Origin of the sequence: Nocardioides sp. CF8, from assembly GCF_000389985.1 — a bacterium.
GTDB classification, from domain to species: domain Bacteria; phylum Actinomycetota; class Actinomycetes; order Propionibacteriales; family Nocardioidaceae; genus Nocardioides; species Nocardioides allogilvus.
Genome location: NZ_CM001852.1, coordinates 338,877 through 351,343, shown reverse-complemented (window position 1 = coordinate 351,343; position 12,467 = coordinate 338,877). Strand labels below are relative to the sequence as shown.

Sequence of the window (12,467 nt, the reverse complement as noted above, 5' to 3'; positions counted from 1 at the left end):
GAGAGCCTCCATCAGACCCGGGGCGATTCATGCCTTGGCTGAAGGCGAGCGTGTCGGCGAAGTAGGACTCGGCCTGAGGATCCACATCCGTGCAGTCTGCGGCCTCTTGGGAGACCACGGGGATGCCCGCCTTCTTGGCTTCGGCCAGTGCGGTCTCGGCGAGGGGGCAGTCGATCGAGTAGAGCCAGATGACGTCTGCCTTCTGTGAGATGGCCTGCCGGATGCCCTCCTGGTATTCGGCCGGCTCGTACTTGCCGTCGTAGACCGTCAAGTCCCATTCGAGCAGTTCAGCCACCTCACGCGCGGCCTCGACCTGCTTGGTACCTGTGGGCGACTGCACGCCGGAGTTGACGATCGCAATTCGGGCTCCGCGCTGAGCGTCGGGACCCTCCGCGGGCGGCTCGGCGTAGCTCCCCTGTCCGTAGAACTCCGATTCCAGTGCTTCTGCAGCGTTCTGCGCGACGTCGTCGCCACCACCGCCACCGCCACCGGCTGCTGGCGTATCGGACTCGGTGCTGCATGCCGCTCCGGCGGCCAGTACGACGAGCGCCACTGAGGCGCCGGCGAGCCGGCGCACCGGCCTGTTGAATGTCGAACGCATCTTTCCTCTTTCGAGTGCATACAAGGCACGGGGTCAAAACCCGTCTGGAGGTGCGCGACCCCCACGCCGAGTGCGGGCCGTCGTCGCTGAAGAACTGCTGCGACCCATGAGTCGCCGTGATGGGCCTGGGCCCATCCCTAGGCGACTACCCGCGTCGCATACGTCCTGGTGCTCGGTGGCCACTGCGGAATCTGCGGGGACCTCCGCCACTGTGTCGTCGGGGCCTCGTGAGCCCGTTCGACGTTGTCAACCGTGAGTGGAAACATCTTGAGATTCAGGCGGACGCGACTGTTCCCTGAATCTGGCGAATCGGGCTTACCGCTGTGCGCCTTCCAACAAACGCAGCGTGGCGACCTGCGAACCTAGATCGCCTGTGCCTTCGAGTAGTCCATGGTCGGGGTCGGCGCGGGCTAGACAGGTCGATGGCGTGCCCAGGCGACGGCGCGGCTTCGTGCCCGCTGCTCGTTTTGTGCTCAAGCGACCGTGCCGTCTCACCGGCGAATGCCGACATGCTGCCGACGGATGCAGACCTCGAGTCGGGTCCCAGTGGTGAAGCGGTCGAGGGCTGGGACCGCTGCCTGCACACCGGCGTGGATGCGCCAGAGGACGTCCGCTTATCAAGCGCGTTCGATCATGCCGAACAGCCGGACGGCACCGGGGGCTGCGGCCACTCCGTGCCCGAGCAAAGGGCTCGGTCTGCGATCCCGCGTGTCGGGGGGACGTCAGATGGCGGGGAGGGTCACGCCACTTCTCACGCTGCGGGACGGCCGAGGCCGCATTCACGACCGGTCAGGTCTGACAGATCACGACTGAGATTCCGCATCGGGATCGGCCAGCTCGGCGGCCTCGTCGAGCGCCTGTCGGGCCGCCTCGACGATTTGCTGGTACCCAGTGCAGCGACACAGATTGCCCGAGATCGCCTCGCGAATCTCGTCGTCGCTCAGACGCCGCGCCTCGTTGTAGATCGGCAGGAGGGTCATCAGCATCCCGGGCGTGCAGAAGCCGCACTGGAGGCCGTGGCAAGCGGTGAATGCCTCTTGGAGTCCGTGCAACTTCTGATCACACGCGAGCCCTTCGACCGTGGTCAGTCGCCGGCTGTCGGATTGCACCGCAAGCATGGTGCAGGAGCGCACAGGCTCGCCATCCAGGAGCACGGTACAGCTGCCGCAAACGCCGTGCTCGCAGCCCACGTTGGTGCCCGTCAGCCCCAGCTCGTGCCGCAAGAAGTCCGACAGGAGCATCCGGGGCTCGACGTCACGCTCATAACCTTCACCGTTGACGGTCACACGAGTCTTCATGCGGATCTCCTATCGGTTCCGGCGTGGTCAAGCTCGAACGCTTGGCGTAGAGCGCGACGAAGAGATTCCGCGACGACGGCGCGCCGATACTCCTTCGTCCCATGAACATTGCTCTCAGGGGTCAGGTGTCGTTCTGCGCGGGCAACCGCGTCCGACACGGCCGACTCGTCGACTACACGGTCGAGCAAGGCCTCACCGAGCCCCTCAGCCGAGGTGGGACCAGGGCCGGCCGCGATCAGACCCGCGCGCACTCGCGTGCAGCGTCCCTGTTCGTCCACGCGGGCGCTGACCGCAGCCCCGCCGATGGCGTAGTCACCCTTACGCCGCGCGAACTCCGAGAACCCCCACCTGGTGGAATCGTCGTGCACGGGGAGCTCCACACCCGTCAGGAGCTCGCCGTGGTTGAGAGCAGTCTGGAAGTGGGAACCGAAGAAGTCCTGGCACGGGATGCGTCGCTCCCCATCGCGAGACCGGGCGACGATGGTGGCTTCAGTCGCGAGAAGCACCGCCGGGAACTCGGCCGCGCTGTCGCTGTGGGCGACGGCTCCACCGAACGTACCTCGGTTGCGGACCTGTGAGTGGGCGACCCAACCTGCAGCAGCTGAGAGCAGTGGAGCGTCCTGTTTCATGATGGGCAACTTCTGGATCTCTGCGTGTCGAGTGAGCGCCCCGATGTGCAACACGTCGCCGGCTCGACGGACGTCCCGCAGCTCGGAGAGTCGGGAGATGTCGACCAACACGGTCGGGCTGGCAAATCGCAGGCTGAGCAGCGGAATGAGGCTCTGCCCGCCCGCAATGAACTTTGCATCTTCGTCCGTGCTGACGAGATCGATGGCGTGGTCCACCGAGGTGGCGACCACGTACTCGAACGGCGGTGGCTTCACGGGCATCCCTCTCGTGGAACGTCGACTGGTCCCAACGCTGGTGCGCGTCCTGGTACGACGCCTTGTTCCGACTGTGCGAGCAGTCTGGTCACAGTGACGCAACATGCCCACTACGCAGTCGGGCAAAGGTTGGCGCCCTCTTGGTCGACACCTGACAAGAGCCGCCCGGCCAACGACCTACGGCGCTGCGGCCTCGGGATCTGGCCCTAGGCCCGCGTCCGCGTGCACCTCGAGATCGCGTAGGTCAGCACTGGACACCTGGCTCAGAACGTCAGCGAGGCGTAGTGCCACAGCCAACTCGTCCCGCCGAGCACCTATGGTCACCCCGAGCCGGGCTTCGATCGAACGGAGGCGATAGGCAACTGTGCGCTCGTGGACGTGGATGGCCTGTGCCGTGGAGGCCGCGTTCTGTCCGGACCGGAAGTAGGCCCGTAGCGTGGACTTCAGCAATTCTCCGCGCGGATCTTCCTCGTCATGGAGCGGGCCCAACTCACGCGCCACGAAGTCCTGGACGGCTTGGCGGTCCTTGAGCATCAGGGCCTCCAGCGCGACATCGCCGTAGTTGACCACACCCGCGCCCCGGAGCCTGCCGACTCTGTAAGCCTGCCACGCCTGCCGGTGACTCAACCGGAATCCCTCGACTCCATGTGCCACCTCGCCCAAGGCAAGGTGGGTTTCGCGCATCGCTCGTGCCGCCTCTGGCCGCTCCTCGAGGACACGCTTCAAGGTGGACGAACCCAGCCAGCCCAAGTACGTCCCGGACGTGCCGCTCACGGTCAGGTGCCTCGCGTCCAAGCTGACTGCCAGCGCGCGGATGTTGGCTTCGGGCGAGCGTCCCCACGCGACAACCGCCAGATGCTCTGCGCGGAGGCTGTAGCCGAGCTGTTGGACGTCGGCCGGCATGCCGCGCAGGATGTCGCTGACGACGGCTCGCCGCTTTCTGTCCTGACTCCTGAAGAAGTAGGCGTTGTGCTCGGCCTGGTACGCGGCAATGACGGCTTCCGTCACCTTGTTGTTCCAGCCGTATTGGTAGTCCGATGCCTGCCTGAGGACAGCCATGCGCCGCTCGTCCGAGTCGACCACGCGCAGGGTCTCCTCAAGAATGACGTCCCACAGAATCGATTGGCCCACCCGATAGGTGCGCAGCAACGAGTGCAGATCAATTCCAGCCTGGGCGGCTATGCGGGCTTCCTGAAGCGCAGCATCGGAGGGACGGTCGGGTGGCCGCCGCCCGCCAGCCAAGCCGTCGACGATGCTCGTGACGGCTGAGACGACGCTGGAGCGCTCGGCTTCGTTGTACACCGGGTCGTCCTTCTCGTAGATCTCAGGGACCTCTTGTGCGGACGTCCTCTCGATCGCCGAGACAAGTTCGGGGATACGCGCGCGGACCGCGTTCGCCACGACCTGCAGGTCGGTCTCGATCGTCATGAATCAATCCTAGGCGCGTCCTCGATTGGCGTCCCAGAGCAGTGAAACCCATCGAGCAGCGCGCACCGGCTCACGGTGCCACGACGGCATCGAGGGCCGCGTCCGCCCAAGATTCGTCGTACTGCTCGAAGCGGGGGAATCCCTCGCCCGGACGCGCCGTCCAGTGGTAACGCACCCCGGGATTGTGCTCCGCGTAGCGGTCCTTGACGAAGATGTGAGGACTGCCCTGCACCGGCAGCGCCGCCGCGGTGTGCCACTGGGAGAAGACCTCCCCGTAACCCCGCCCCTGCTCAAGAGCCGATTCGAGTGCGGGCAGGTAGAGCGAGGGACACCCCTCAGCAGCCGTAAGGATCTCGGAGTGCACACTGATCGGTCGGCCATGAATGTAGAACGCCTGACGCAGAGCATGGTCCAGCTCGTCACTGGCACGGAGGCCGCCAACACTGAGGGCCTTCGCAGCCTGGACGGAAGCCATGGCTGGCATCGTGGAAACCACGTACTGCCAGTCGGGGGCGGTCCAAGGCTGCCAACCGAGAGCCGGCACCAGTCCGGCGATGGCAGTTACCTCGACATCGATGATCCCCTTCGGCGTGCCGCGCTTGTTGAAGAGCTCGAGCGGGAATGCACGGTGGTCGATGAGAATGTCGATGTCTCGATGTAGCACCCGAGACCGCAAGGTGTGCAGGGCAAGGCTCGCCCAAGGACAGCCGATGTCCGACCAGACGGTGATGACGCCATCGGTGGTGTTGACCAGCGCTGGGTCCTGGAAGGGGTCCCCCAGGTGCTCGGCAGCGCGATCGGTTCCGGCCGTCACGATCAGGTGGTCCGTCGGCGGTACAGCACGGAGGCCAGAGCGACGCCGGCGATGAGAGCACCACCGTTCACATAATCGTTCACGTAGGGCTCGACGCCGGCCAGGCTCAGCCCGTTGTTGAGCACAGCGAGGAAGTAGACAGCGATGATGGTGCCCCACACGTTGAACCGCCCCGGCCGAACCGATGCAGCGCTGAGGAAGGCAGCTGCGAAGGCGGGCAAGAGGAACGTCACTCCAACGTTGGGAGACGCGCCACCCGCCCGCGAGACGTAGAGAAGCCCTCCCAGGGCGCACAGAAGCGCCCCGACGACGAATGTCGCCGCACGCAGCCCGTCGGTCCGCAGACCGACCAGCTTCGCCGCCTCCATGTTCGACCCGACCGCGTAGATCTGGCGGCCGAGGGAAGTGTGATTCAGGACGAAGTAGGTGATCGCTGCAATCACGAGGAGGGTGACGAAGATGACCGGAACGCCGGCGACAAGGCCCGTTCCGAAGTTTGTCATCGCCTGCGGGATGTCGCTCGCTGGGGCCAGGCCGCCAGTGCGTTGCAGGATGATGCCTGCCAGGATCGTCGACATCCCCAGGGTGGTGATGACGCCATTGACATGGAGGCGAGTGACGATCAATGCGTTTGCCCCGCCGACCACCAGACCGATCGCGAGAGCAAGCGCCACGGCCACCAGCACGCTACCGTTGGATGACACTGACGCGGCCACCATGATCGCCGACAGCCCGGCGATGTTGCCGACCGAGAGGTCGAACTCTTGGCAGAGCAGCGGGAGCAGCGCTCCCAGCGAGATGACTCCGATGACGGCCTGGCTGGCGAGCAGGATCCGCATGTTGGCCACCGTGGGGAACGTGGATGAAGTCTCCGACCAGAAGCAGAAGAACAGGGCAATCACACCCAGGAGAACCAAGAGAGCATAGGCCTCCAGGAAACCTGCGAAACGTGCCTTGCCTGTGCGGGATCGGACCGCCTTTCGCCTCTGCTCTGCCTCGGCGGCGTCGACAGGAGCAGGCGACGTCGCCGCGTCCGAGGCCGCGACGGGCCCGTTGGTGGTGTCTTGGGTGTGACTCATAGTGCCTTCTCCTGTGCGTACACGATGTCGTTGAGGATGTCCTCGGTCAGAGGCCCGCCGACGCTGTCGACGATCTCGCCGCCGCTGATGACCACGGCGCGTTGAGCCAGCGCTGCCAGCTCCCCGAAATCTGAGGAGACCACCAGGACGGCCGTACCGGCCGACGCTGCGGCGCGCACGAGTTCGTGGATCTCGTTGCGAGCGCCGATGTCGACGCCCTGCGTCGGCTCGTCGAGCAGCAAGACGTCTGGACGACGTTGCAGCCACCTCGCCAGGATGACCTTCTGCTGGTTTCCGCCCGAGAGGGCTGTCAACGGCGCAATGGTGCTGGGCGCGCGGACCCCGAACTCCTGGATCAGCCGGTTGGCCGCCTTGCGCTCCCGCGAGGGCCGGATCCATCCCGCCCGGGAATGTTCACTGAGCGATGTGATCGACAGGTTCTCAGCGATGCTGAGTTCCGGCAGTGCAGCTTCGCGCAGGCGGTTCTCGGGGACGAAGGCCACGCCTCGCTTCATCGCGGTCCGCATGTCGGATGACGGCACCGTGCCCGATCGCACCGTGACTTCGAAGTCATCCCGAGGAACGGCGCCGAAGATCTGCTTCAGCAGGCGCGAGCGACCCGAGCCGAGTAGGCCGGCGATGCCGACGATCTCGCCGGCTCGTAGCAGCAGCGATTCGCCCTCCAGACCGCTCGCCGTACGACGACTCAACGTGAGCGCCGTCTCTCGGAAACCCGCCGCATGGGAAAGGTGGACCCTGCTCGCAATCGCATCGTTGGCACGCCGCGAACCTCCGGCATGCGTCCCAGACGTCGATCCGGTGATGCCGGCCACGAGGGTGTCGTGGCTGATCTCGGTGCCGATGAGGCGTGAGGCGACGTTGCCGTTGCGGAGTACCGTCACCTCATCGGTGATGGCGGTGACCTCTTCGAGCCGGTGCGACACGTAGATGATCGTCTGACCGTCGGCGGCGTACCGTCGCAGCGCGGTGAGCAGCACGTCAACCTCGTGCTTCGGCAGGCTGGCCGTCGGCTCGTCCAGAACGAGCACGCCGCGCTCGTCGGTGTCGTCCTGGTCCTGCAGCGCCCTGGCGATCGCCACCATCATCTGAGCTGCAGGGGACAGTCGAACCAGATGAGTGTCGGCGGCTACGTCGATCTCGAACCGGTCGAGCACCTGCCTGGCCCGCGCCTTCTGAGCACTCCAGTTGATGGACCTGACGGCTGTCGACTCGAAGCCGCGCCCCAGCGCCAGGTTTTCGGCGACCGTGAGGTCCGGGAAGGTCGAGTTCTGCTGGTGGACGAAGTGCAGTCCGGATGCCTTTGCCCGCGCCGGCGTGTGAGACCGCGCATCGATCCAATCGCCCTTCAGCGCCAGCTTGCCCTCGTCTGGCGTGACGACGCCCGCCAGCATCTTGATCAACGTGGACTTTCCAGACCCGTTGCCGCCCATCAGACCGTGGATGGCACCGGTCGTCACCTCCAGGGACACTCCGTCGAGGGCGCGGGTGGCGCCGTAGGTCTTGCTGACGTCCTGCACGGCGAGCGCAACCTTCCTCGCCTGCTCGGCCCGGGTTGGCTCCGTCGCTGTCTGCTCGTTCATTGGTGCTCCTGGTGGTGGCTGCTCTGCGCACGGTCCGTGCTTGGTCCGGCCATCGGTGCCGTCCCGGCCTCCCGGACCGAGAAGACACGCAACTGTGGATCTTCGGGAGCGAGTGCGGCTATTCGATTCCGGACAATGCGAGAGCACCGTTTGACGTGTTCAGAGTGTCTTGACTCACATCGGCCCGGCTTCGTCGTTGCGCGCGATCGATTGCGACCTCCGCCAGAGCGTCTCGGGTGGGACTGGCACCTTGATCGTGCGAACCCCCTCGCCGAAGGCATCGTCGATGGCACCCGCTACGGCCGCGCCGACAGCAATGAGGCCCACCTCTCCCAAGCCCTTGGCGCCGAACGGGTTGTTCGGCGTAGGCGCGTCCTCGGTCATGAAGAAGTCGACATCGGGCACATCCAGCGAGGTCGGCAGGAGGTAGTCCATGAACGAGGTCGCCAACGGTTGACCGGATTCGTCGTAGAGGAACTCCTCATACAGCGCACCGCCGATGCCTTGCGCTGCCGCACCGATCACCTGGCCACGGGTGGTCATCGGGTTGATGGCTCGTCCAGCCTCCGTGCTGGTGAGGAAACGCCTCAATGTGTGACCCCCGGTAGCCGGGTCGATCTCGATCTGAACCAGGGTGACGCCGTAGGGATAGTTCATGTGCTCGTCCAGATAGACGGCCTGCGCGCCAAGACCCGGTTCGTCATTGGCCAATCTGGCGGACCACCCGTCCCATCGCTCGGCAATCTGCCCCAGGCTCAAGCCCTCCTGCTCGAGCCCGGACACCACGATGCGACCGTCGATCAGGATCAGGTCGTCGACATTTGCCTCCAGCATCTCACTGGCGAGCCTCTTGGCCTTGGCCAGCGTGTCGAGGGCAGCCTGTCGCGCCGCTCCCCCGGCCAGGACCGTCGAGCGACTCGACCAGGAACCGACCCCCTCTGGCACGAGCTCGGTGTCGCCATGGATGACGTCGATGAGCTCGGGATCGACCTGGAGCTCCTCGGCCACGATCTGCGCCAACACCGTCTCGATGCCCTGCCCGACAGATGATGCGCCTGTCCGAACTCGGATCCGTCCCGACGCATCCACGTCGATGGCGCTCGTCTCGTACAGCCCGAGGCCGGCCTTGTCCATCAGCATGCCGATGCCGTTGCCCACAAGGCGTCCCTGTGCTCGGAGCTCCGCAGCCTCCCGCTGCCACTCGTCGAAGCCTGCTGATTCGAGCGCCTTGTCCAAGTGGTCGACCACATCACCCGAGTCGAAGTGGTAGGGCTCGAAGCAGATGTCCATGCCCGGGACGAACGGGAGGTCGGCTTCGGTCAGCAGGTTGCGCCGCCGGATCTCCACCTGCGAGATGCCGATCTGTTCGGCCGCGAGGTCGAGGAGTCGTTCGCGAGCGAAGGTCCCTTCGTACCTGCCTGGCGCACGGTAGGCGGACAGCGGAGTCTTGTTCGACACCACGACGTGAAGGAGGCCGTCGTACGCCGGCACTCGGTAGGGGCCCGGGACCATCCCGACGGTGATGTCGCTGACGAGCGGCTCCGCCTGCCGGATGAACGCTCCGTGGTTGTGCCAGATCTCGTCCTTCAATGCCAGCAGAACCCCATTGGCGTCGAACGCGGCCGCCATCTCATGCACCTGCTCGCGAGCGTGCGCGTTCGCCACCATGTGCTCGAGCCGGTCCTCGGTCCACTTGACTGGACGCCCTAAGCGCATCGCCGCCCAGCCGACCATGATGTATTCGGGGAACACTCCGCCCTTGACGCCGAAGTTCCCTCCGATGTCGACGTGCTTCATCCGGAGATCCGCGAGCGGCAGTTCGAGGACCTGCGCGATGAGGCGCTGGCAGTCGTGCGTGTGGACCGGGCCCCACATGAACAGTTGCTTGCGTCCGCGGTCCGGCTCAGCGATGCAGCCTCTCGTCTCCATGGGGACCCCGGAGTGACGCCCGACCACGTATCGGCCCTCGACGACATGGGCTGCCTTCTTGAAGGCGCTGGCAACATCGCCGTACGCCTTGACGATCCGCACGGCCTCGTTGGACTGTCCCTCGAAGAGTGGTTCGGCCTCATCGGTGAGCGCGTACTGAGGGTCGAGCACCGGGGGAAGGAGGTCGTAGGTCACTTCCACCAGTCCAGCGGCGTCCTCGGCCAGGTAGGGCGTGTCAGCGATGACCGCGGCAACGGGCTGCCCGACGTATCGGACGCGGTCGGCTGCAAAGACCGGGTGCAGGTAGTCATCGATCTGTGGATAGACCTCGTGGTAGCCGATCTGTTCGAGCGGCACCTCAGCATCGATGTCGTCGGCGGTGATGACGAGCCGGACTCCTGGAGACCGTCGCGCGGCGGATGCATCCACGGAGACCACTCGCGCGTGCGCCTCCGATGAGCGCACCACGCTCATGTACAGCTGTCCATGGATGTCGACGTCGTCCACGAAACGTGCATCGCCCCGCAGGAGCCGCGCGTCTTCACGACGACGCACGGGCTGCCCCACGTATCGCTTGGCTGAAGGGCCGAGGCCGCCGGAAGCGCCGGGTCTACTCACTGCTCGTCCTCACTTCTGTGCGATGTACCGAGAGTCGAAGTGTCACCAGCCACCACGCGTTGCGCTGCTCGCAGGCGGGAGAAGCGCACCCGCACATTGGGCAGAACATGTACATGCGCGGGCCTCTTGCTAGGTGAGCAGCAAAGAGATGCCTAGGTTTCGCGGAACATGTAGACGGACGACGGGCGCGAAGTGGGGAAGATGCTGGCTCCCGACCTATGGAGAAGAGATGACGACCGAGACCCCGCATGTCCCGACGGCAGAAGAAGAGATGCTGAACTGGGGCCGCCTACTGATGGACGGTCTGCCGTTCGCTGACCTCCTGGCCGCCCAGCGTCGGGATGCTGCTACGTCGTGGTTCGACTTCTGGATGGCGAAGGCGGACGAGTACGAGGCCATGGGTGACACGGCCCTTGAGGACGGAAACGACCTCACGGCTGGCTACTGGTTCTGGGTCGGATCGATGGCTGCGCAGTACGCGCAATTTCTCTGGTTCGACGAGCGCCGTCCGAAGGGCCAGCTCCGCAAGGCAGGGCTCTACCACCGAGCCGCCCCCCTGCTCGACCCTCCGGCTGAACGGGTAGACCTCCCCATCGACGACACCGTCATCATCGGCTACCTGCGCCGGCCCAAGGGAGCCGACGGGCCAGTCCCGTGCGCGGTGCTGCTCGGCGGCCTCGAGAGCACCAAGGAGGAGAGCTACATGTTCGAGAATCTCCTGCTCGAGCGAGGCGTTGCCACGTTCACGTTCGACGGCCCGGGCCAGGGTGAGATGTTCGAAGACGTGGCGCTTGCCGGCGACTACCACCGCTACACCTCGCGAGTGGTCGACTACCTCGAGACCCTTGACCTGACAATCGACAGGGACCGGATTGGAGTACTCGGCCGCAGCCTGGGTGGACATTACGCGCTGCGTGCTGCCGCGATGGACGACCGCTTCCGCGCGTGCGTCACCTGGGGTGGTTTCGTCCAGATGGACGACTGGGACTTCGAGTACCCCATGACCAAGCTCAGCTGGCAGTACGTCACCAAGTCGCCCGATCTGGCCACTGCGCAGGTGCGGGTCCGGGACGCCATCGACGTGCGACCGGTGCTGGCCGGACTCAAGGTCCCCACCTACGTCTTGCATGGCGCCAAGGACGAGACGCCCATCACGGAGCTGGACGTCCTTCAGGAGTACGCGGTCAACGCTGACATCACGATCGATCTCGAGCCTGAGGGCGACCACTGCTGCCACAACCTTGGCCCTGCCCCGCGCCTCCGCATGGCGGACTGGCTGGCGAACCAGCTTCGCCCCTAGACCGGCTCCGCGCGGCGTACGCGACAGCAGCGCCGCGCGGGCCACACCACACCCATCACGGCAGCCACACGGCTGCAGAACGGTAGGAACGCTATGGATGAGATCAAGGCCGTCGAGTCAGGGACCGTCGAACTGGAGACGTGGCAGCCCGACGGGGTCACCATTCACGAAGGAGACCCCAAGGGGCGGGGATTCACCCTCTTCGAGAACTACGAGGGAGGGGCCCGGGCGACCGGGGTCTTCGAGTGTGAGCCGTCCAAGACCACCTACACGCTCGAGTTCAACGAGATCATCTACGTCCTGGAGGGCGAGGTCACGATCGAGCTCGAGAATGGCTCGCGCGTGGACCTCAAGGCGGGGATGCAGGCGTTCCTTCCTGCCGGACACGTCTCGACGTGGACCTTCCACACCAAGTTCCGGGAGGTCTGGGTACTCGCCGACTGACATCGCACATCTCAGGCTCGCTCTCCGCCCCGGTCGTCGCTGACGACCGGGGCGGAGGTCATCTCAGGTCTGGCCCGATTGATCTACGCGGTCAGCTGAGCGACGACGCCCGCTAAGTCGTACCGTGCACCCAGTAGCCGGCATCCCCCGCTCGGCTGCGTCGACAAGGCACGGTCTGGTGGAAGATCAACCTCGTGCACTACCGCCGGTGCCACATGCACGGCGTCAGCGGTTCATCCCCCGTCCCGAATTTGCCGCGGCCACTCTCTGGGTCACACGAAACGAGTACCACGAGGATGAGTCCTGCGGGACGCGCAGCTCGATGGGTCAGCTGAGTCCAGGTCGCGCCGATTGCTCTGTGATGAGCGGTGATGATCATCGCGTCCGGTAGCGCGTCCGATGTCGTCTAGCGCCGTCAGAGAAGATCGTTCTGGCACCTCGGGGTCAAGTCCCAGGTAGTGGTGTAGCGCT

10 protein-coding genes are annotated in these 12,467 nt (G+C 65.4%); 2 read left to right on the top strand and 8 right to left on the bottom strand.

From position 1 onward, the window contains the following. The 8 genes from CF8_RS01715 to CF8_RS01680 all read right to left on the bottom strand — a co-directional run. A partial coding sequence (locus tag CF8_RS01715; protein ID WP_156887303.1) for a sugar ABC transporter substrate-binding protein occupies positions 1-601 on the bottom strand: 601 nt, incomplete at its 3' end. A gap of 803 nt (positions 602-1,404) precedes the next feature. Beyond that, a complete protein-coding gene (locus tag CF8_RS01710; RefSeq protein WP_036489985.1) occupies positions 1,405-1,899 on the bottom strand; it encodes a (2Fe-2S)-binding protein in 495 nt (164 codons plus the stop codon). After that, on the bottom strand, positions 1,896-2,783 hold the full coding sequence (locus tag CF8_RS01705; RefSeq protein ID WP_198016931.1) for an FAD binding domain-containing protein: 888 nt from the start codon (positions 2,781-2,783) through the stop codon (positions 1,896-1,898). The genes CF8_RS01710 and CF8_RS01705 overlap by 4 nt, the downstream gene beginning before the upstream one ends. 177 nt (positions 2,784-2,960) lie before the next feature. Then, positions 2,961-4,211, bottom strand: coding sequence for a PucR family transcriptional regulator (locus tag CF8_RS01700; RefSeq protein ID WP_010831411.1), 1,251 nt, complete (start codon positions 4,209-4,211; stop codon positions 2,961-2,963). A 70-nt stretch (positions 4,212-4,281) separates the two neighbouring features. Next, the gene (locus CF8_RS01695; protein ID WP_010831410.1) at positions 4,282-5,025 is read right to left on the bottom strand and encodes a DsbA family oxidoreductase; all 744 of its coding nucleotides are present in this window, start codon (positions 5,023-5,025) and stop codon (positions 4,282-4,284) included. 2 nt (positions 5,026-5,027) lie between these two features. Next, positions 5,028-6,104: an ABC transporter permease gene (locus CF8_RS01690; protein WP_036489983.1), complete on the bottom strand. Its 1,077-nt coding sequence runs from the start codon at positions 6,102-6,104 to the stop codon at positions 5,028-5,030. Further along, positions 6,101-7,705 carry a sugar ABC transporter ATP-binding protein gene (locus CF8_RS01685; protein ID WP_010831408.1) on the bottom strand — a complete coding sequence of 535 codons (1,605 nt, stop codon included), beginning with the start codon at positions 7,703-7,705 and terminating at the stop codon, positions 6,101-6,103. Before CF8_RS01685 ends, CF8_RS01690 begins: the two co-directional genes overlap by 4 nt. Before the next feature lie 174 nt (positions 7,706-7,879). After that, positions 7,880-10,201 carry a xanthine dehydrogenase family protein molybdopterin-binding subunit gene (locus CF8_RS01680; protein WP_269634812.1) on the bottom strand — a complete coding sequence of 774 codons (2,322 nt, stop codon included), beginning with the start codon at positions 10,199-10,201 and terminating at the stop codon, positions 7,880-7,882. 280 nt (positions 10,202-10,481) lie between these two features. Between CF8_RS01680 and CF8_RS01675 the strand changes: the two genes are divergently transcribed. Together CF8_RS01675 and CF8_RS01670 are read left to right on the top strand one after the other, a co-directional pair. Beyond that, positions 10,482-11,552 carry an alpha/beta hydrolase family protein gene (locus CF8_RS01675; RefSeq protein ID WP_010831406.1) on the top strand — a complete coding sequence of 357 codons (1,071 nt, stop codon included), beginning with the start codon at positions 10,482-10,484 and terminating at the stop codon, positions 11,550-11,552. Positions 11,553-11,645: 93 nt separating this feature from the next. Continuing rightward, positions 11,646-11,996, top strand: a complete 351-nt coding sequence (locus CF8_RS01670; protein ID WP_010831405.1) for a cupin domain-containing protein — start codon at positions 11,646-11,648, stop codon at positions 11,994-11,996. The last annotated feature ends 471 nt before the right edge of the window (positions 11,997-12,467 follow it).

Bases quoted from the DNA above. Each gene is read 5' to 3' on its own strand.
- CF8_RS01710 (WP_036489985.1), bottom strand. From the start codon at position 1,899: ATGAAGACTCGTGTGACCGTCAACGGTGAAGGTTATGAGCGTGACGTC.
- CF8_RS01690 (WP_036489983.1), bottom strand. From the start codon at position 6,104: ATGAGTCACACCCAAGACACCACCAACGGGCCCGTCGCGGCCTCGGAC.
- CF8_RS01700 (WP_010831411.1), bottom strand. From the start codon at position 4,211: ATGACGATCGAGACCGACCTGCAGGTCGTGGCGAACGCGGTCCGCGCG.
- CF8_RS01670 (WP_010831405.1), top strand. From the start codon at position 11,646: ATGGATGAGATCAAGGCCGTCGAGTCAGGGACCGTCGAACTGGAGACG.
- CF8_RS01685 (WP_010831408.1), bottom strand. From the start codon at position 7,705: ATGAACGAGCAGACAGCGACGGAGCCAACCCGGGCCGAGCAGGCGAGG.
- CF8_RS01675 (WP_010831406.1), top strand. From the start codon at position 10,482: ATGACGACCGAGACCCCGCATGTCCCGACGGCAGAAGAAGAGATGCTG.